20 protein-coding genes and 9 tRNA genes are annotated in these 19,148 nt (G+C 45.8%); 4 read left to right on the top strand and 25 right to left on the bottom strand.

The window, feature by feature from the left end:
• Positions 1–66 precede the first annotated feature (66 nt).
• Positions 67–219 carry a YycC family protein gene (locus WH46_RS23640; protein WP_017815575.1) on the top strand — a complete coding sequence of 51 codons (153 nt, stop codon included), beginning with the start codon at positions 67–69 and terminating at the stop codon, positions 217–219.
• Positions 219–449, top strand: coding sequence for a hypothetical protein (locus WH46_RS07320; RefSeq protein ID WP_017815574.1), 231 nt, complete (start codon positions 219–221; stop codon positions 447–449). Before WH46_RS23640 ends, WH46_RS07320 begins: the two co-directional genes overlap by 1 nt.
• Here the strand turns inward: WH46_RS07320 and WH46_RS07315 are convergent.
• Genes WH46_RS07315 through WH46_RS07305 form a run of 3 tightly spaced genes read right to left on the bottom strand, consistent with a single transcriptional unit; the run spans position 446 to position 1,861 of the window.
• Positions 446–673 carry a hypothetical protein gene (locus tag WH46_RS07315; RefSeq protein ID WP_156172231.1) on the bottom strand — a complete coding sequence of 76 codons (228 nt, stop codon included), beginning with the start codon at positions 671–673 and terminating at the stop codon, positions 446–448. The two genes, WH46_RS07320 and WH46_RS07315, sit on opposite strands and share 4 nt — an antisense overlap.
• Before the next feature lie 57 nt (positions 674–730).
• A complete protein-coding gene (locus WH46_RS07310; protein ID WP_026136412.1) occupies positions 731–1,441 on the bottom strand; it encodes a DUF2225 domain-containing protein in 711 nt (236 codons plus the stop codon).
• A gap of 21 nt (positions 1,442–1,462) precedes the next feature.
• Positions 1,463–1,861 (bottom strand): globin domain-containing protein, encoded by a 399-nt coding sequence (locus WH46_RS07305; protein ID WP_046226240.1) that lies wholly within the window; start codon positions 1,859–1,861, stop codon positions 1,463–1,465.
• Between the two features lie 595 nt (positions 1,862–2,456).
• Here WH46_RS07305 and WH46_RS07300 point away from each other — a divergent pair.
• The gene (locus WH46_RS07300) at positions 2,457–3,266 is read left to right on the top strand and encodes an NAD kinase (RefSeq protein WP_017815570.1); all 810 of its coding nucleotides are present in this window, start codon (positions 2,457–2,459) and stop codon (positions 3,264–3,266) included.
• A gap of 284 nt (positions 3,267–3,550) precedes the next feature.
• On the opposite strand, the gene WH46_RS23805 is transcribed toward WH46_RS07300, so the two are convergent.
• Positions 3,551–4,345 carry a YutD family protein gene (locus WH46_RS23805; protein WP_082208338.1) on the bottom strand — a complete coding sequence of 265 codons (795 nt, stop codon included), beginning with the start codon at positions 4,343–4,345 and terminating at the stop codon, positions 3,551–3,553.
• Between the two features lie 21 nt (positions 4,346–4,366).
• Positions 4,367–5,260, bottom strand: a complete 894-nt coding sequence (gene lipA / locus WH46_RS07290) for a lipoyl synthase (protein ID WP_017815568.1) — start codon at positions 5,258–5,260, stop codon at positions 4,367–4,369.
• 180 nt (positions 5,261–5,440) lie between these two features.
• On the opposite strand from lipA, the gene WH46_RS07285 reads away from it, so the two are divergent.
• Positions 5,441–6,670 carry a multidrug effflux MFS transporter gene (locus WH46_RS07285; RefSeq protein WP_046226239.1) on the top strand — a complete coding sequence of 410 codons (1,230 nt, stop codon included), beginning with the start codon at positions 5,441–5,443 and terminating at the stop codon, positions 6,668–6,670.
• Between the two features lie 282 nt (positions 6,671–6,952).
• On the opposite strand, the gene WH46_RS07280 is transcribed toward WH46_RS07285, so the two are convergent.
• The 20 genes from WH46_RS07280 to WH46_RS07185 all read right to left on the bottom strand — a co-directional run bounded on the left by WH46_RS07280 (position 6,953) and on the right by WH46_RS07185 (position 19,017).
• Complete coding sequence (locus WH46_RS07280; RefSeq protein ID WP_046226238.1) at positions 6,953–7,744, bottom strand: TrmH family RNA methyltransferase; 792 nt, start codon at positions 7,742–7,744, stop codon at positions 6,953–6,955.
• Positions 7,744–8,406 (bottom strand): potassium channel family protein, encoded by a 663-nt coding sequence (locus WH46_RS07275; protein ID WP_017815565.1) that lies wholly within the window; start codon positions 8,404–8,406, stop codon positions 7,744–7,746. Before WH46_RS07275 ends, WH46_RS07280 begins: the two co-directional genes overlap by 1 nt.
• 178 nt (positions 8,407–8,584) lie before the next feature.
• Complete coding sequence (locus WH46_RS07270; RefSeq protein WP_017815564.1) at positions 8,585–10,168, bottom strand: peptide chain release factor 3; 1,584 nt, start codon at positions 10,166–10,168, stop codon at positions 8,585–8,587.
• Between the two features lie 273 nt (positions 10,169–10,441).
• Positions 10,442–11,995, bottom strand: a complete 1,554-nt coding sequence (gene zwf / locus WH46_RS07265; RefSeq protein ID WP_046226237.1) for a glucose-6-phosphate dehydrogenase — start codon at positions 11,993–11,995, stop codon at positions 10,442–10,444.
• 248 nt (positions 11,996–12,243) lie between these two features.
• A complete protein-coding gene (locus WH46_RS07260) occupies positions 12,244–12,891 on the bottom strand; it encodes a response regulator (protein ID WP_017815562.1) in 648 nt (215 codons plus the stop codon).
• Positions 12,892–12,895: 4 nt separating this feature from the next.
• Complete coding sequence (locus WH46_RS07255) at positions 12,896–13,957, bottom strand: sensor histidine kinase (protein WP_046226236.1); 1,062 nt, start codon at positions 13,955–13,957, stop codon at positions 12,896–12,898.
• 238 nt (positions 13,958–14,195) lie between these two features.
• Positions 14,196–14,864, bottom strand: a complete 669-nt coding sequence (gene liaF, locus WH46_RS07250) for a cell wall-active antibiotics response protein LiaF (RefSeq protein ID WP_046226235.1) — start codon at positions 14,862–14,864, stop codon at positions 14,196–14,198.
• A gap of 227 nt (positions 14,865–15,091) precedes the next feature.
• Complete coding sequence (locus tag WH46_RS07245; protein WP_017815559.1) at positions 15,092–15,826, bottom strand: PspA/IM30 family protein; 735 nt, start codon at positions 15,824–15,826, stop codon at positions 15,092–15,094.
• 1 nt (position 15,827) lies between these two features.
• A complete protein-coding gene (locus tag WH46_RS07240) occupies positions 15,828–16,325 on the bottom strand; it encodes a PspC domain-containing protein (RefSeq protein ID WP_017815558.1) in 498 nt (165 codons plus the stop codon).
• Between the two features lie 3 nt (positions 16,326–16,328).
• Complete coding sequence (locus tag WH46_RS07235; RefSeq protein WP_017815557.1) at positions 16,329–16,991, bottom strand: PspA/IM30 family protein; 663 nt, start codon at positions 16,989–16,991, stop codon at positions 16,329–16,331.
• A 228-nt stretch (positions 16,992–17,219) separates the two neighbouring features.
• Positions 17,220–17,531 carry a LiaF transmembrane domain-containing protein gene (locus tag WH46_RS07230; RefSeq protein ID WP_017815556.1) on the bottom strand — a complete coding sequence of 104 codons (312 nt, stop codon included), beginning with the start codon at positions 17,529–17,531 and terminating at the stop codon, positions 17,220–17,222.
• 686 nt (positions 17,532–18,217) lie between these two features.
• Positions 18,218–18,291: transfer RNA gene (locus WH46_RS07225), tRNA-Arg, on the bottom strand.
• Positions 18,292–18,307: 16 nt separating this feature from the next.
• Positions 18,308–18,381 (bottom strand) — tRNA-Cys (locus tag WH46_RS07220).
• Positions 18,382–18,394: 13 nt separating this feature from the next.
• Positions 18,395–18,469, bottom strand: a tRNA-Gly gene (locus tag WH46_RS07215).
• 13 nt (positions 18,470–18,482) lie between these two features.
• Positions 18,483–18,557, bottom strand: a tRNA-Gln gene (locus tag WH46_RS07210).
• A gap of 18 nt (positions 18,558–18,575) precedes the next feature.
• Positions 18,576–18,648, bottom strand: a tRNA-His gene (locus WH46_RS07205).
• 30 nt (positions 18,649–18,678) lie between these two features.
• Positions 18,679–18,752 (bottom strand) — tRNA-Trp (locus tag WH46_RS07200).
• 5 nt (positions 18,753–18,757) lie between these two features.
• Positions 18,758–18,842, bottom strand: a tRNA-Tyr gene (locus tag WH46_RS07195).
• A gap of 4 nt (positions 18,843–18,846) precedes the next feature.
• Positions 18,847–18,922, bottom strand: a tRNA-Thr gene (locus tag WH46_RS07190).
• Positions 18,923–18,941: 19 nt separating this feature from the next.
• Positions 18,942–19,017 (bottom strand) — tRNA-Phe (locus tag WH46_RS07185).
• Positions 19,018–19,148: the final 131 nt, after the last annotated feature.

Below are 19,148 nucleotides of genomic sequence, written 5' to 3'. Positions count from 1 at the left end.
CGCCAAGAGGGTATAACTATAGTATACTCTAATTCAACACTATTTTGTAATGAGGAGGGAGCTTAGATGCGACCACTACAGATTTCTGCGGATACGGCTGTCAAACTGGCCGAGAAGCTTAATGTTCCTCTGGAGCAGCTCATGCATATGCCACAGCACATCCTGATGCAAAAGCTGGCCGAACTGGCCAAAGATGAGCAAAAGGGCGGCAATGAATAATGATTCCATTTAATCAGGCCTGGCCTTACGATATTGTAATGAATGATGTATATATTCAGGAATGTCCTTTTTGCCATACCAATAATGTACTGCTGCCGATCCGTCCCAAGGAGCTGGCGACGATTCATAATGGCAAAAAGAAGCTGTTGGTCTTTCCCTGCTGCAGCAACCGGGTTACCCTGCTGGACAGCGATTCCGACTATCTGTTGACTGATACCGTACTGCGTTAAGCGAGACGCAGTACACACAGTACACGCAGTACACGCAGTACACGCAGTACACGCAGTACACGCAGTACACGCAGTACACGCAGTACACGCAGTACACGCAGTACACGCAGTACACGCAGTACACGCAGTACACGCAGTACAGATGATTGTAGACTGCTGATAATAGTTGTATAGCCTCTCCATGTATTATTTTGGGGAACAATTCCATGTATTTTATCCATCAAAAAGGAGCCTCTCTGCATGAAGGCTCCTTTTGTCTATCCTGGGTCATACTATAAATCTTATTGCTGCATTTCTTCCGGCAAATCGATATTTTTGGACAGCATCTGTTCACGCAGTACCACCCACTGCTCACGTGAAGCACGGATCATCGCCGAATCGGTAATACGCTGATCATTAATAACGCGCGAGAACCATTTTACCGCATCATTAAACTCACCCAGACGGCGGTGCAGCTCTCCGATCAGATACATCAGCTTCGCATCACTGCCGCTGACACTCTCCAGCTCGAATACACGAATATACGATTCCAGACAATACCGGATAAAGCGCAGTTCCTGCTCTGATTCCCCTTTATAACGATACAACCAGGCAATATGATGCAGGAAACTGGCGACGATGCGCTCACGATCCCCTATCGTTTGTGCACACATCAGAGCGAGCTTGTAGGCTTCGAGTGCCTGTTCTGCTGTCCGATGTCCTCCCATATCCCGCTTGGCAACGCGGCTGCCAATCTGACTCATATATTTTTGTTTCTGATCACCGTTTAGTTTGGCAAGTGAATTCTCCGTGGATGCAAATCCACAATGCGGACAGATCCGTACCACATAGAAATCAGGATTCTCATGCTGGTAATAAGCACAAAAATCAGAATCCCGCCGTGTAGCCCGTTTCATGCTTGGACGTACACGACTTGTTTTAAAGTCCTCTTCACATTGCGGACAATTTACCGTTATCTGATATAGCGGTTCTAACTCTACAGACTCCCCCATCTAATCCATCTTCCCCCAAAATTAATTTGTATTTACAAAATGGTGCGCTGGTCCGGACAGGCGGTCAATGATAAAGACACGCAGCTCGTCTTCTACACCAATATCAGTCAATGCTTCGTTCATGCAGGCCAGCCAGGCATCGGCTTTCTCATGTGTAATCGGAAATGGCATATGTCTGGCTCTCATCATCGGATGACCATGCTTTTCGGAGAACAGAGGTGGACCTCCAAAAAACTGTGACAGGAACATATACTGCTTTTCCATTACCGGATCGATATTTTCCGGAAATAAAGGACCAATCAATGGATCACGCTGAACCTTTGGATAAAATGCTTCAACCAGACTACGAAGACCTTCATCTCCGCCAAGCAGCTCATAAATAGATCGATCAAATTTCACAGTGAATCGCCAACTTTCCATGCGTCATTGCCAAAATTATAACATAGTTGAATGTGTACTTGAATGAAGCAGCATAATTTAACCGAATGCCGATCCATTTTAGGATCATTTTGCAATAAAAAAGAACGCTAAAGGTTAATTTAGCGCTCCTGCCCTTTTACGCCTTGGCGGCGAAAGTGGATATATGAGTAGAAATTAAGTTAGATTAAAGTGTCGAAATAATTAGTACATGCTTCCGTCTTCTTCACCAGGCTGTACAAAAGAGGATCGGATGACATACACGAACGCACACACGACAAGACCAGATATAATACTCACACTCATCTTGATCACTCCGTTTCTCAAAGTTATATTGACTTCCGACGGTGGATAATGTGTTATTCTTGTCTTTATTTTACCATACCTCTACTCAAATAGGACCTATTTTGTAAGCGTTTACTTTAACAATTAGATTACAGACTCTTTACAAAACGATATATTGTTGCGTTTATATTTCGTCTGCGTAACTATATCGTTTTCCTGTTAATTATTCAGTAAAACATTGTGTTCCCTGTAAGAATTGATTATCATCAAAAGTGAGTAGGTTAACCATACTGGACAAAGGAGCTTCCATAACTTGAGATACTATGTACTTGATCGCGGAGACCAATTATCCATTGAACTTAGTGAACGATTCCATAAGCTGGCTGCCAAGTACGGTTTTGAACTCGATGCGGAATCACCTGAAATTGTCGTCTCTATCGGCGGAGACGGTACGATGCTGCACGCTTTTCATACGTTTATCGATCATATTCCCGACCTGGCCTTTGTCGGTATTCACACCGGTCATCTGGGATTCTATGCAGATTGGAAGGCCGATGAGCTGGAAGAACTGGTGAAATTCATGGCTGGTGAATCCAGTGACAGCATGGAACATCATCCCAAGATCGTCAAATATCCACTGGTCGATCTGGAGATCACGACCAAGAGCGGCACTTCCCATTACACGGCTCTCAACGAATTTACACTGAAAGGTGTAGACGGTACAACCGTGGTTGCCCAGGTCGATATCAATGACGAGATTTTTGAAATGTTCCGTGGCGATGGAATCTGCATCTCCACGCCATCGGGTAGTACTGCCTATAACAAAGCGCTTGGTGGAGCCATGGTACATCCGACTATCGAAGCGCTGCAGATTGCCGAGATTGCTTCGATCAACAACCGTGTCTACCGTACACTCGGCTCATCCATGATGCTGCCCAAGCACCATCACTGCGATATTCATTCCCGTAAGCCGCAGCGTTTGCAGCTAACCATCGATCATCTGAATCTGTCGATTGACGATCTGATTTCGATTCGCTGTCAGGTTTCCAAAGTACGTGTTAGCTTTGCCAGATATCGTCCGTATCCATTCTGGAACCGGGTGAGACAATCTTTCCTGGGCTGATTTATCGTAAACTGCCATATAGCAGTAAAAAGATACTTTGTGTTTCTGTACTTTATATGACTTTGCATTGTACAACTACTATTAGACAGACACGCCAAAAAGCTGACTTCCTAAACGAAGTCAGCTTTTTGTATATTCTATCTGATATGCTATTCATTTGTAGAAAATATCAATCGTATTCAGGCTCAGCCTATCGTATCGTCGACAAACTGCAATCTGTACAGCCTCAAGAAATCAGCAGTAATCAGATGATTCTCTGGATTCTGCCTTCTTCTAGCTATCCGTTATTCGGATCGCTGCGAAGATGAAGCTTCCTGATGATTCTCGGTGTCTGTAGTGCGATTGGGTTCTTCAGGCAGTGGGGATGACATTTTGGTCTCTCCTGCCGGTGTTATCGCTTGGGTTGCTGGCTGCGGCGATGAATCTGGATTCTTTACCGCTGGCTGTTCTACGGTTGGTTTGACCTCGACTGTAGGCTGCACCGCAACTTTGTTCTCCACTACAGGCACAGGTTGTACTTCTGGTCTTGTCTCTGGCGCAGTCTGTTGCGATGAAGATTTGCGTTCTCCCACTGGCTGTGCCACCGATTTTGTTTCGGCTGCCGGCTGCTGCGAAGAGACTTTGGTCTCTGCCGCGGGTTTGGAACCTCCATTACCTTTGGATCTGGAGCCTTTATCAGCTGATGCTGTTTTATCGGTTTTGTTGTTCTTGTCCTGTCGTTCTTTGCGTGAGCCATGTCCTCTGGACGGTCTATCCGGTTTTTCGGCTTTGTCCTCTTCGGCAGTAGATTTCGGCGGATTGCCGGTATCTTTTACCTTTTGGAGTACAAAATAGGCACATCCAAAATTGCAGTATTCATTAATATATTCGGTTAGACTGGACAGTGATGTATCCTTGCCTGCCTTCGGATGACCATCACGGTAAAATCCTTTGAGACGCAGCTGGTTGTATCCCCAGTCGCCCAAAATATAATCATACCGATCAAGTACTTCACTATAGCGGTCACGGAATACTTCCACATTCCATCCGTCCCGGTGTTCTTTGATGAGCTCGTAAGTTTTGCCACCAATCTGAATCAAGTTTTCCCCGCCTTTCAGCAATTAAACGGTCGAAGCTTCCTTCGACTTGGATGCGGATTTCACCTGTTCATGCGCATGGTAAGAACTGCGGACCAGCGGACCGGATTCCACATGACTGAATCCGCGTTTGAGTCCTTCTTCTTTGAGAATTGCGAATTCGTCTGGAGTATAGTATTTGGCCACGTTCAAATGCTTGGGACTTGGCTGCAAATACTGACCCAATGTCAGAATATCGCAATCTACCGCACGAAGATCATCCATTGCTTGTAGAATCTCATCCCACTCTTCACCTACACCCAGCATAATGCTGGATTTGGTCGGGATGTCTGGTTGAAGTTGTTTGGAATTGCGCAGCAGTTCCATGGACCGTGGATATTTCGCTCTCGCTCTGACACGGTCAGACATGCGTTCCACAGTCTCGATATTATGATTAAGAATATCCGGCTTGGCATCCATTACGATTTTGAGGGAATCAATATCTCCCATAAAATCAGGAATCAGCACTTCCACACTACATAGTGGAAGACGCTTGCGCATCGCACGGATCGTTTCCGCGAAAATGGTTGCGCCTCCATCTTTTAGATCATCGCGGGCCACACTCGTAATAACACAATGATTCAGGCCCATCTTCTCAGCGGCTTCCGCTACCCGTTCTGGCTCTTGCAAATCAAGCTCCGTTGGCATTCCCGTATTGACAGCGCAAAAACGGCAAGCACGTGTACAAATATCTCCCAGTATCATAAACGTGGCAGTACGGTTGGCCCAGCACTCATAAATGTTCGGGCAGCGTGCTTCTTCACACACCGTATGCAATGTTTTGGAGCGCATCATGCTCTTGATTTCCTGATAGTTTTCGTTGTTGGTCATCTTGATTTTGATCCATTCGGGCTTCGGTTGCTTAGCTTTTGTAGACAAGATGTTTGACCTACCTTCCTCAAGTTGTATTGTCTTTCAGGATTTATTGATCATTGGGATACATTATAACACGAAATCCATGCAGCTGAAATCTTTGCTTTCTTCATTCCTTCGGATCGTATACACTAAAAGTTGTTGTATAGACAATGAATTGTTTTTAGAAAGGACGATTACTGTATTATGTCAAAATCTGCACCCTCCGAACCGTTAACCTCGGCCAGCCTAACAAAATCGCGGCGGCTCTGGATTGCTCTTATTCTGGGCTCGTTATCGGCTTTTGCTCCATTATCGATCGATATGTATCTGCCAGCATTACCTACACTGGCTGATCACTTGCAGACCAACGCCTCGCTCGCGCAGCTCAGTCTGACTGCTTGTCTGCTTGGTCTGGCGCTGGGACAGCTGATTGTAGGACCGCTCAGTGATGTCAAAGGCCGCCGTACACCACTGATCATCTCGCTTGTGCTGTATGCCGTATCGTCCCTGCTCTGTGCGCTAACCGGCAACATCTGGATGCTGATCTTGCTCCGCTTTGTACAAGGGGTAACAGGCGCCGCGGGTATCGTGATTTCTCGGGCGGTTGTACGCGATCTGTACTCAGGTCACGAATTAACCCGTTTCTTCTCCTTATTGATGCTGATTAATGGGGTTGCCCCGATCGCTGCACCGATCATTGGAGGACTTTTACTCAAGTTTGTGCCATGGCAGGGTGTGTTTGTTGTACTCGCTGCAATTGGTGCAATCATGTTCGTTATGGTACTGTTTGGACTGCCGGAGACCCTTTCCCAGGAACGCAAAGTTACCGGAGGATTAGGTACGACACTGCGCACTTTCGGTCGACTGATCCGGGATCGTGCTTTTATCGGGTTTGCTCTGTCGCAGGCATTTATTACCGCAGCCATGTTCGCCTACATAGCAGGATCGCCTTTTGTTGTGCAGGATATTTTCGGTGTTTCTGCTCAGGGATTCAGCCTGTTTTTTGCGATTAATGGTGTAGGAATTGTTATTTTCGCTCAGCTGGCTGGGCGACTATCCGGTAAATATGGTGAATTGCGACTGCTACGAATCAGTCTGGTTATTGCTTTTACCGCTGCACTGCTGCTGCTTGTTATCGCTATCGCAGGCGGCGGCTTGATTCCGATTGCTGTGATGCTGTTCCTGGTCGTATCGTGCGTGGGTTCGGTAGGCGCCACTTCTACTTCCCTTGCCATGCAGAGCCAGGGAAATTCGGCAGGCAGCGCATCGGCTCTACTTGGCCTGCTGCCATTGCTGCTTGGTGGCGCAGCTTCTCCGCTGGTCGGTCTGGGCAGCGGCTTGACAGCTGTACCGATGAGTCTGGTCATCTTCGGCGCAGAAGTGCTGGCGGCACTGAGCTTTATTGTACTGGTACGTCGTCAGCGTCAGCAGTAAGTGATAATAATTGGTAAATAATAAGCTGATCGCAGGTATTGTTAACGAATGGCATGGACTTGATATAACCCATTCAGCAACCAAATGGAATACACAATACACGCAAAAATATTAAATATAAAAACACCGCAGAACCAGTAAAAATCATGGATCTGCGGTGTTTTTGTATAAAGGACATTTTATCATTGTTATTCAGTATTCATCACTTGTTTACTATACCATGAGATCCGTGTATAATCCCGATTCTCGGCATCGTTATACAATTCTCGCAGTAGTTATAATTTAGACTCCCCGCTGACGCATCGCTTCAAACAGCAAAATTGTCGATGCCATCGCCGCATTCAGCGATTCTGCCTGCCCTTGCATCGGGATCAGAATATGTTCATCAACCATTGCTGCTGTGGACTCCGAGATGCCTTTACCCTCATTACCAATTACGATCCAGGCACCACCGCTAAAGTCATACGTGTAACACGATTTCTCTGCCTGTAATGAAGTGCTCAGCAGCACAGCACCCTGCTCTTTGGCCGCAGGCAGAATCTCCTGCAGATTACCTTCCAGCACCGGCAGATGAAACAGCGATCCCATCGTGGAACGGATCGTTTTGGGATTGTACAGATCGGCGCAGCCCTGTCCAAGTACGACACCTGCGGCACCCGAAGCATCAGCACTACGGATAATCGTTCCTACATTGCCCGGGTCCTGTACGCCATCCAGTACAATAACAATGCCTTTCGGTGCTGTTACAATGGATTGCAGCAGCGCATTACGCTTATACACAATCGCAAAGACCGGCTGTGGTGTGCGAGTATCCGTACATTTGGCCAGAACAGCTTCTGAGACAGCGACATACTGCGCACCACCTGAGTACGAAGCAATATCGGTTTGCAGTTCGGCAGGTATTCCTTTTTCCGTATCATAGACAATATACTGGATATCCCAGTCACTGCGCAGTGCTTCGCTCACCAGATGAATGCCTTCAATAATAAACTTCTCCTGCTTATCCCGATGCTTTTTTTCCAGCAATTGGGCCCATTCTTTTACACGTGCATTTTGTGTCGATAAAATTTCCATTAGTTTTCCAGATCCATTTCCATTTTAATCAAATCATGCTTTTGACCGACAATAACCAGTATGTCATCCGCTTTGAGCCGTTCTTCTGGTGCTGGAGCAATGTTCATATGATTGTTACGCTTGATCGCCATGACATTGCAACTGTAGCGTGCCCGGATGTTCAATTCAATCAGGTTATGCCCAACCATCGAATCCGTTGCTCTCATCTCGACGATACTGTAATCATTGGAGAGCTCAATATAGTCCAGTACATTTGGTGATGTCAGATGATGGGCGACACGCACCCCCATATCCCGCTCAGGGAAAATGACTTTGTCTGCACCAATCCGCTGCACTACTTTACCATGTAGTTCATTCTGAGCTTTGACGAGAATCATCGGAATTTCCATTTCTTTCAGAATGAGCGTCGTCAGAATGCTCGCTTGGATATCTTCACCAATCGCCACAACAACCACGTCAAAGTTACGAAGTCCCAGTGCCCGCAGTGCTTCTTCATCGGTCGAATCAGCGACAACAGCCTGTGTTGCAATATGGGAGACTTCCTGCACACGATGTTCGTCCGAATCGATCGCCAGTACGTCAAATCCCATTTCACTCAATGTTTTGGCAATACTGGAACCAAACCGACCGATTCCAATAACTGCATACTGCCTTCTAGCCATAATGTACCTCCAGCCTATTCATTAAAGTAAGCGTATCAATATTCCTTATACCGCTTTATATACGGATTATGGTTCCAATCTGTACTTTGAATGTTATAAATAAATGCAGATTGCCATACAGGAACTTCTTCTGTATTCAGCAATCTGCATATTCAACTTATTTCAGCAAATGATTAACTTATGGAGCGGTCTGCAGGAATTGTGCATCCGGATTTTTCTCTATCGCGGTACGCATCGCGTACTCATTCTCGAACAGCACGACATGATTTCCTTTTTTGTCTTTGACCAGAGTAGAGTTGATGCGGAATTTGGACGGGTCCAGATTCTCGGCTACAATCCAGCGTGCAAACTGGAACGGCATGCGCTGAAGCTGTACCTCCACGCCGTACTCATTTCTCATCCGGTATTCGAATACTTCAAACTGCAGCTGTCCTACCACACCCAGAATTGTATCGTCGAAGCTAACCGTATTAAATACCTGAATGGTACCTTCCTCCGTCAGCTGATCAATACCCTTCTGATACTGCTTGTATTTCAGCGCATTTTTGGCAGTTACTTTGGCGAAGATCTCTGGAGAGAACGTCGGCAGCTCGTCGAAGACAATGCTGCTACCTTCACTCAGTGAATCCCCGATACGGAAAATGCCCGGATCGAACAAACCGATAATATCGCCTGGATACGCTGTTTGTACAATATCCCGATCCTGTGCGAGGAACTGCTGCGGCTGAGCCAGCTTGATGTCTTTGCCGACGCGTACATGCTTGACGCTCATTCCGCGTTCGAATTTTCCGGAGACAATACGCAGGAAAGCAATCCGGTCACGGTGTGCAGGATTCATATTCGCCTGGATTTTAAATACATAACCACTGAACTTCTCGTTCGTCGGCTCGATCATACCTTCTGTACTGCGGCGTGGTTCCGGTTTTGGTGCGAGTTCGAGGAAGTTCTCCAGGAACGTCTGCAGTCCAAAGTTATTGATCGCACTACCGAAGAAAATAGGAGTCAGCTCGCCTTTGAGTACTTTATCGTAATCAAATGGATCGCCCGCCACATCCAGCAGTTCAACATCCTGACCCAGTTGATCATACAGGAATTCGCCTGCCATCTCCTTGATAATAGGATCGCGGTAATCTTCCACTTTACGTACTTCGATTGTGGAATGATCATCTCCCTGGAACAGCTCGACCTGATTTTTCATACGGTCATATACACCGCACAATTCACGTCCCATACCAATTGGCCAGTTCATCGGTACCGAGCGAATACCCAGCACCTGCTCCAGCTCTTCCATCAGATCAAATGGACTGCGTCCTTCACGGTCCAATTTATTAATAAATGTGAAAATAGGAATTCCGCGCTGTGCACATACTTTGAACAGTTTGATCGTCTGTGCCTCGACCCCTTTGGCTACGTCAATCAGCATGACTGCCGCATCCGCTGCAGTCAGCGTACGATAGGTGTCTTCACTGAAATCCTGGTGACCCGGTGTATCCAGAATATTGATGCGGTGACCATTATAATCAAATTGCATCACGGAAGAAGTAACCGAGATACCACGCTGTTTCTCAATTTCCATCCAGTCACTGGTGGCGTGTTTGCTTGCTTTACGTGCTTTGACGGTTCCCGCCAGACGAATCGCACCACCGAATAGCAGCAGCTTTTCCGTCAGAGTTGTTTTACCCGCATCCGGGTGAGAAATAATCGCAAACGTTCTACGTTTGTCGACTTCCTGTTGCAGTTCTTTATCTATCATTTTACTCATTATCATTTTCCCTTCATCACTTGAATAGACTGTACTTATTGTAGCATATCCACAGCAAAAACACTCTTATGTCATGCTAACATAAGAGTGTTTATTCGATAAAAAGCGCTTCTTTTATTGTAGGGTATTGCAAGTAAAGTGTCTATACATCTCTTAATAATCTTTACTTGTCATGTCTTGTTCTATATCGAACCGGGCAATGACTTTGTCTTTCATTTTTCCTGTATCATCTGGAAAATCATTTTTTGCTGGTTCGTAGTGATCGTTAGCCTTTTAGCGGCTGTTAGCCTGCCAGATCACGTCATCTTCATCCTGACCGTTAACCGGCCACCAGTGGAATCCATCTTGCTGCAGCAACTCATGCGTCTCATCCGGTCCCCATGAACCCGCTGGATAGGACTTCACATCAGATGGATGCTGTTTCCAGGCCTGGTCGATATGATCAATAAAGCTCCAAGCTGCAGCCACTTCATCCCAGCGGGTAAAGTAGGTCGAATCCCCTTGTGCCGCATCTTCCAGCAGACGCTCATATGCTTCAGGCGAGTTGATGCCAATCATGCAGCTTTGGCAGAATTCCATCGCGAGCGGCTGGATTTCCGAATCGGAACCCGGTTTTTTGGCATTAATTTTGATATAAATGCCTTCCATCGGATTTACCCGGATGACCAGCAGATTCGGCTCCAGGTTATGACGTTGTCCCAGATATACATTGGTCGGCGTACGCTTGAATTCAACAATAATCTCTGTTGTTTTTACCGGCAGGCGCTTGCCTGTACGAATATAGAAAGGCACACCGGCCCAGCGGAAATTATCTACGAATACCCGTGCCGAGAAATACGTTTCCGTATTCGATTCCGGATCAACTTTTTCTTCCTCGCGGTAACCCGGCAGTTCCTTGCCTTTGGCCGAGCCTGCCGCATACTGCGCGCGAACGACGTTTTTATCGACTTCTTCTGCAGTTAGATAAGGTCGCAGGGAACGCAATACTTTGACTTTCTCATCATGGATATCTTCAGGCAGCAGCCGACTTGGTGGTTCCATCGCGATCATAGCCAGCATCTGAAGCATATGGTTCTGGCCCATATCCCGCAGTGCACCCGAGTGATCATAATAGCCTCCACGCTCTTCGACACCAACTGTTTCACTGAGGGTTATCTGCACATTGGCGATATGCTGATTATTCCACAGCGGCTCGAAAAAGGCGTTACCGAATCGAATGACTTCGATATTCTGAACCATTTCCTTGCCCAGATAATGGTCAATCCGGAAAATCTCATCCTCTGCAAATACCTGTGCCAGTTCGGTATTCAGCTTGCGTGCCGATTCCAGATCATAACCAAATGGCTTTTCAATTACAAGACGGTTCCATCCTTGTCCATCCATCATACCGCCTTCACGCAGATTCAGCGATACACTGCCAAATAGCTCTGGTGCGAGTGCGAGGAAGAACAATCGATTTCCAGGAATGCTGAACTTTTGCTCTAGTCCTTCCGTCTGCTCACGCAGTTCACGGAACCCATCGACGTTATTAATATCCAGGGATTTATATTCAAAATGCTGCGCAAATTTATTCCAGTCTTCACCAGGCTGGATCTTGTAACGGCAGAACTCATCGATCGATTCATGCACGTTATCACGGAATTCCTCATTCGTACGCGGACGTCGTGCTACGCCAATAACCGCAAAATCTTCGGCCAGCTTTCCTTCACGGTACAAGCTGTAGATTGCGGGAAATAGTTTGCGACTGGCCAGATCACCAGTCGCTCCGAAAATGAAAAATACTGCACTTGGGGCCTGCAATGTTTCAACGATTGGGTTATCTGTCATGGCTCCTCCACTTTCTATGTAAATTTTTGTTTTACCGTATACAGGTGCTGTACAAAAATCACTTGTGCAGAATGATGCTCATGATGCTTCATACGCCCTCAAAGGATACACCTTCAGGCAAACGTATTTTACCATAATTACCCGGATTACTGCCATCTAACCACACATAAAAAGTACTTATAGCCTCCACAACTAAATCTGATAAATGATGTTCTATATCTATTTATTATCCTATTCGCTCGAGGTCGTTATTCAGCCAGACCGTTTTTGTAGGCATAAATAGCAGCCTGGGTACGATCTTCCACACCTAACTTGGCCAGCAGATTGGTCACATGGAATTTGACTGTTTTGATACCGATAATAAGCTCGTCTGCAATATCCTGATTGGATTTACCCTGAGCCAGCAGGCGTAGTACATCCATCTCCCGCTCTGTAAGCTGCTCATGCAGAGCACGCTCAGCCGGTGCACGGAAGCGGCTCATCATTTTGGAAGCAACCTGGGATTCCAGCACAGACTGTCCTCGGGCGGCTGCACGAATCGCATCCGCAATTTCACTGGCACGTGATGTTTTTAACAAATAGCTAAAAGCACCGGCTTCGATCACCGGGTACATTTTCTCATCATCCAGATAACTGGTCAGTACAATCACCTTACACTGGGGATTGATTTCCAGTACACGACGGGTAGCCTCTATGCCATCCATCCCATCCATCACTAGATCCATCAGTACTACATCAGGGTTATATTCTTGTGCCAATCTGATGCCATCTGTTCCATTGCTTGCTTCCCCTACGACTTCAATACCGTCTTCTGTATCCAGTACAGCAGCCAGGCCAATCCGCACCATTTCATGATCATCTACCAGCAGCACTTTAATCAATTCACTATTATCCATCTTATTAGGTCCACCCGCTTTCTTCTGTATTCAAAGTCACGATCGGCACCACAATTTCGATTCGTGTCCCTTTACCCGGAGCCGTAATATATTGAATCGTCCCACCAATCTCATTAATCCGTTCCCTCATGGTAGACAAGCCATACGAAGTTTGTTTGGTATCATCGAGTTCGAAGCCGATCCCGTCGTCCCGCAACGTAACACGTACCGAATCCGCTTTTTGGACAATTTTGATCTCCATTCGGCTAGCTTTGGCATGACGCAGAGTGTTCGAGAGCGCTTCCTGTACAATACGGAACAAATGATTTTCGACGCCTTTGAGCAGACGCAGATCCTCATCCATCTCCAGTGCAATTTCCATCGGAATTTTGGCCTGCAGCTCTTGTACAAGTTCCTGTATTCCTTCATATAACCGTTTGCCTTCCAAATAAACCGGACGCAGATGCAGCAACAGCGCTCTCATTTCCGATTGGGCCACCGAAGACATTTCCTCGATCAGTTCAACCTGACGTTTGGCCCGCTGCAGGTCCTTATCAAATGTCCGTCCTACCGCCGTAGCCGTCATGGATATCGCAAACAGCTGCTGGGATACTGCGTCATGCAGTTCACGTGCCAGTCGCTGTCTCTCCTCGATGATAGCAGATACTCGGGCCTGCTCCGCCAGCTGTGCATTATTGGTGGATAGACGCTGAAGGCTGGAGATTTGATCGCCCCATTTTTTGCCGATTCGGTCCATTTGCTCGCCCAGACGTGCCCATTCATCGCTGCCCCATTCGGGAGCTGATTGGGACCAGCTTCCTTTTTCCCACATCAGCAGCGTATCACGCAGCTTGCCAAGCCGCATTTTCAGACGCAGTGCCTGATACAGCCCGTATAAGACACCTACAGTGATGACCGGTATACAGAGAGCTACACCGGTACGTAACATTGACTCCCAGGTGTAATCCATAACCAAATGGCCAGACGTATAGAGCACATAGACTACCACGATTAATAAAAGGACTGCCAGCAGCACTCCTTCACTCATACTGCGGACGATGATGTCTGCAGACTTTTTATCTTTCATGCGTCAAGCCTCCATTCCGTCATGACATTACTGAATCCTGTCCAGCAATCTATGTTTTGTACATGCTCGCTCATACGGTCACCCGTTGATTCCCTACTCCAAAACCAATTGGAACCAACTTTGATCTATATTTTATACAGTAACGCATAGTGTGTAGGTGGCCTACCCGTGTGCAGAGTGACCTACATTTTGCCTAATAATCGGTATGCTAAATATAAATTTCAATTATCGCGTTATCTCAAGCCGATAAACGAATATTTAAATCACCCGCTACATAGAAAATGACCAGTTTTACCCGCTGCGTACTATTCATATAGTTGGCCGATTTCCACTGTACCCGGTTGAGCACACCCTGACGACGCTCCATTCCCATAGAATGTTCGGGATTGAATCCGATTTGCCCAAATAACAAATGAGCTTCAATCTCCACACCATACTCCTCCGGAATCGTAAAATCAAGATCGCCAATCAGCCCATGGAAATAAAGCACTGTATCCGGCTCTTCCGCCATAGCCAGCGACAGATCACAATCAATATCACCAATCGCATGCCAGGAGCTGATACTGCGCATCATCCAAGGATCACGATTATACTGCACTGTTTTGATAAAGTTCTGTTGGGAAAAATACTTTTGTCCACCATGTGCTTTATTGGCACGTACATAAAAGATACCAAGCGAAATCAATCCTATACCCAGCACCAGTGCCAGATGATCCAGCAGCAGTAATCCCGATCCGGTTCCCAGACAAATATATCCTTTGCGCATCTTTCCATGCCGAAGAGCAATTACGCCGATTAGCAGCAAAAGAAGGGCGACAATAGTAAAAAATCCGACATAAGGTCCCAGCAGAACGAGCATCCCAATACCAATTAGTATTACAGCAAAAGCTTCTCTTTTTCTACTCATGTCACACCTCCTTTACCGCCAATAATTAGTGGAAAAGCCATACGGCATGCATGACACACACGCTGTATGGCTTAGCTTTTCCTAGCATATCATATTATTCGCTTGCCGACTAACTGTATATCTTTGTTTGATCTTGTTACTTTTATTCCTGGCTTCCGATCTCTAACGCAGTACCGCTTGATTTAATAGCTTTGCTTACTATCTTTGCTGCGCTACGCTATTACCTATTAATGACGTGAATTTTCATCCGCCGGCGTTGCACTGGATTCGATCGTTTTTGGAGCAGAAGACCCGGATAATTTATTTTTCAGCAGATTAAGCTGCTCATCTACTTTCATTTGCTTTTCTGCCTGCTCTGCACTAATGTACGGAGTGTTATATCCGGAACTGTAAGGAACACGCATTACATCTGCTTCTGCTTCCAGCTGCATAATTTTTTCTTCCATACGGCTGAATCCGAGAGAAGCGCCGCCTTTATCAATAGAGTTGACGGAACTCATTTGAGACATTTGTTTTTTGGCTTTGGCCATTTGAGCACGGGATACCAATTCATTACGCTTGTTGCGCATTTTGTAGAACTCGTCCTTCATTTCATGCAGCTGCTGCATCAGATCGGATACCTGACCTTTGGCTTGTGCATGCATATCACCATACTCTGTATATTTTTGATCGAAATAGATTTTTTCTTCCAGCAGCTTGCGAGCTACTTCTTCCTGTCCATTTTTGAGGGCTGCTGTTGCCTGGCTCTCACGTTGTACAGCCATACGACCTGCTTCTTCAACACGTTGTTTCATACGACGCTCGTTTGCCATTTGTTTGGCTACAGTTACCTCAGCCTGATGAATCTCAGCTTCCATATCGCGCAGATACTGGTTCAGCATAACAATTGGATCTTCCACCTTATCCAGTAATTCATTCACCGATGCCTTTGTCATATCTTTCAATCTTTTAAATACTCCCATGTTATTGTTCTCCCTTCTCGATTTGAGCAATTTTTTTACGTAATTCTTCAACTTCTTTACGAAGTGCTTTTTTCTCGATATCTTCCATCATGGAATCCAGATCAGCTTTTTTACGGCCGACAGGATCCGGCTGTTCATAAGGTGGACGATTCTTGCCAAAATCCCTTGAATTGGTTTTATGAGGAGCATCATACATATTGGGCTCATAGGCATTCTGGGAAGTGCCCCAGTACCCGCCGTACGTATGACCTGGACCATAACGGTCTTCTGGCTGCTGATCGTAAGGACCATACTCAAATGGTCGATACATTGGTGGTTCTTTAGGTACGATGAATATAGCTACCAGATAGATCAGGATTGAAGCAGCCCCGGTAAACGGAATGCTGAGAATAAATAATACTCTGAGCAGCGTAGGGTTAATCTGAAAGTACTGTGCCAGTCCGCCAGTCAAACCAGTGAGAATCCGGTCATGTGCGGAACGATATAACTTTGGCCGCATCGATTAGCCCTCCTTCCGTTCATCATCCAATTTACGTCTCAGACGCTCCAGCTCTTCATCAAGATCAGTGCTGCTGGTACCCGAAGGGTAATGATCCATCTGCCGAACATCCCGCATGGCTTTTGCTTCCATTTCCCAATCCGAGATCCGATCTTCAAGACGTCCAAAAGAAGGCGGATTATTCTGGCCCGAGCCTCCAAAACGGCGATTCATCTGCTGCTGCAGACGCAACGTCTCCATACGTGCATAATAATACTCACGTTTGCTGTAGACTGCCTGGTACTCTGATTTCAGCGTATTCAGTTGATATTCAATTTCGCTGAGAGATTCTTTGTTTTTGTTCAGCAAATCGGTATATTGTGTTTCCTTTTCTTCGTACATGACTTTTTCCTGCAGAGCCATACGAGCCAAATCTTCTTCTTCCGCTTTGAGAGCCAGCATAGCTTGTTCCTCACGCTTTTTGCGCATTGAGGATGCTTTCTCTACCTGCTGATGAAGCTGGCGAGTATGCTGGGCTATACTATTGTATAGTTTCTCGGCTTCTGTAATTTCCTGACGCGTATCCAATAGGAACTGATCTATCAGTCTTACCGGATCCTGACTTTGTTCCAGCTTTTCATTTAAAGTAGCCACGGTAATATCCCGTATACGTTTAAACATGTTCATCGTATTTATGCTCCCTCCTTTACATACTCAATCCAACCATCTACTGCAACTGCAGATCGACATCATTTCTAAGCATAACATTCAGAAACTTGAACCGCCTTCTGCAAAACCACCTATATTCACTCTATCAACAAAATGACAGCGTATTTACTATTTATCGTAAAGTGTTTTAGGCTTTATTAGCAACTTACCCATTCGCCTGAATACGGAAGCGAATTTAGCGCTGAATTAGTACGTTTGACGACGATTTTTCAAAAGTGTTATTCCCCAGATCACCAATGCTATTCCCAGGATAGGACCAATAAGGAAGGACAACTTTGCAAAAAGGATACATGCACCAATAATGCTGAGTATAATTCCCAATACTTTTCTTCCGCTTTGAAGAGCATAGTAACCGAGGATCAGCAGCACTACCGGAATCAGCAACCCAACGAGTTCTCCCATCAGATTATGTACTACAGGGAAGAACTTGCCGAATACCATCAGAATACCTACTGCGATCAAACTTACCGCTGCGATACTTTTACGATTGATATTCATTCCATTCACCTCCTTCTCATTAAAAGATTGCCATGATCATTAATGTTTTATTCCTAATCCGTTGACTACCATACGATATTCGATTGAGCAGTAGCAGATAAAGTATGTTCCTGCCGTTCTGCCAGGCGAACATGTAGCTCATCGCCTTATAGTTACATTCTAACGGAGCAATCCATCAGCGGAAATGGTCTGGGGATGGTATTTTATACTAGACCTAAGTCGGGGCTTCTTCTGGACCGTGTAGCCAACTATGCAATAAATGCAGCTCAAAGAGAGAAAACAAACATTTTAAAAGAATAGGCAGCACAAATAGCAATATGAGTTATCTAAAGAAATACAGTTAATAAGCAATCATATAGAATTAATAATTCAGAAACAATGAACTAACAAAATGGGAATAATAAAAGAATAGATAGGCAGTAATGCGAAGTGATAGAAGTGATAGAAGTGATAGAAGTGATAGAAGTGATAGAAGTGATAGAAGTGATAGAAGTGATAGAAGTGATATCAAATAGTATGAATCAATCGAGATGCAGAAGTTATAAAAACAAAAAATAAAGAAATTAAATAGTATTCATTGTTAAGCATTAGCTATCCTATTAACTTATTTAAAAGAAAAGCGAAAAAAGCCTAGTATATCTACTATTAAAGTAGTTATACCAGGCTTTTCACTTCCTGACTGGAAACGCGCCCTAAGAGATTCGAACTCCTGACCTTTTGATTCGTAGTCAAACGCTCTATCCAGCTGAGCTAAGGGCGCTCAAAATAAAAAATACTGGAGGCGCCACCCAGATTCGAACTGGGGATAAAGCTTTTGCAGAGCTGTGCCTTACCACTTGGCTATGGCGCCATATGAAATTTATTGGAGCGGACGACGGGAATCGAACCCGCGACCCTCGCCTTGGCAAGGCGATGCTCTACCGCTGAGCCACGTCCGCTCATTGATAAAAATGGCTGGGGATATAGGATTCGAACCTATGCGTGACGGAGTCAAAGTCCGTTGCCTTACCGCTTGGCTAATCCCCAATATCAAAAAAATAAAAGGGCGATCGACGGGAATTGAACCCGCGAATGTCGGATTCACAGTCCGATGCGTTAACCCCTTCGCCACGACCGCCATGCTATAAATTATATTAAAGAGATAAATTGGCAGGGGCAGCAGGAATTGAACCCACACCAACGGTTTTGGAGACCGTTGTTCTACCTTTAAACTATGCCCCTATAACTGGTGGAGGCTGATGGATTCGAACCACCGAACTCGGAGAGAACAGATTTACAGTCTGCTGCGTTTGGCCACTTCGCTAAGCCTCCACAATGGTGCCGGCGAGAGGATTTGAACCCCCGACCTACTGATTACAAGTCAGTTGCTCTACCAACTGAGCTACACCGGCATAAAACTATTAAATTAAATGGTGGCTCGGGACGGAATCGAACCGCCGACACGAGGATTTTCAGTCCTCTGCTCTACCGACTGAGCTACCGAGCCGTAGCTTACTGTATTGCTGCGTGTCGACTCGTCTACTCTAAGTCACTTTACAATTACAAGTAGTGAGTGGATACTAAAAATGGCGGAACCGACGGGATTTGAACCCGCGATCTCCTGCGTGCAGGCATGTC

The organism is Paenibacillus dauci (assembly GCF_000971985.1).
Lineage (GTDB): Bacteria > Bacillota > Bacilli > Paenibacillales > Paenibacillaceae > Saccharibacillus > Saccharibacillus dauci.
Note: the sequence above shows the minus strand (reverse complement) of the source record. Positions and strands in the feature narration are given on the sequence as shown.

Coding starts and splice junctions, on each gene's coding strand:
- WH46_RS07235 (WP_017815557.1), bottom strand. CDS start 16,991: ATGAACATGTTTAAACGTATACGGGATATTACCGTGGCTACTTTAAAT.
- WH46_RS07285 (WP_046226239.1), top strand. CDS start 5,441: ATGTCAAAATCTGCACCCTCCGAACCGTTAACCTCGGCCAGCCTAACA.
- zwf (WP_046226237.1), bottom strand. CDS start 11,995: ATGACAGATAACCCAATCGTTGAAACATTGCAGGCCCCAAGTGCAGTA.
- liaF (WP_046226235.1), bottom strand. CDS start 14,864: ATGAGTAGAAAAAGAGAAGCTTTTGCTGTAATACTAATTGGTATTGGG.
- WH46_RS07230 (WP_017815556.1), bottom strand. CDS start 17,531: ATGAATATCAATCGTAAAAGTATCGCAGCGGTAAGTTTGATCGCAGTA.
- WH46_RS07320 (WP_017815574.1), top strand. CDS start 219: ATGATTCCATTTAATCAGGCCTGGCCTTACGATATTGTAATGAATGAT.
- WH46_RS07310 (WP_026136412.1), bottom strand. CDS start 1,441: ATGGGGGAGTCTGTAGAGTTAGAACCGCTATATCAGATAACGGTAAAT.
- WH46_RS07260 (WP_017815562.1), bottom strand. CDS start 12,891: ATGGATAATAGTGAATTGATTAAAGTGCTGCTGGTAGATGATCATGAA.
- WH46_RS07240 (WP_017815558.1), bottom strand. CDS start 16,325: ATGCGGCCAAAGTTATATCGTTCCGCACATGACCGGATTCTCACTGGT.
- WH46_RS07275 (WP_017815565.1), bottom strand. CDS start 8,406: ATGGCTAGAAGGCAGTATGCAGTTATTGGAATCGGTCGGTTTGGTTCC.
- WH46_RS07280 (WP_046226238.1), bottom strand. CDS start 7,744: ATGGAAATTTTATCGACACAAAATGCACGTGTAAAAGAATGGGCCCAA.
- WH46_RS07305 (WP_046226240.1), bottom strand. CDS start 1,861: ATGGAAAGTTGGCGATTCACTGTGAAATTTGATCGATCTATTTATGAG.
- WH46_RS23640 (WP_017815575.1), top strand. CDS start 67: ATGCGACCACTACAGATTTCTGCGGATACGGCTGTCAAACTGGCCGAG.
- WH46_RS07245 (WP_017815559.1), bottom strand. CDS start 15,826: ATGGGAGTATTTAAAAGATTGAAAGATATGACAAAGGCATCGGTGAAT.
- WH46_RS07255 (WP_046226236.1), bottom strand. CDS start 13,957: ATGAAAGATAAAAAGTCTGCAGACATCATCGTCCGCAGTATGAGTGAA.
- WH46_RS07270 (WP_017815564.1), bottom strand. CDS start 10,168: ATGAGTAAAATGATAGATAAAGAACTGCAACAGGAAGTCGACAAACGT.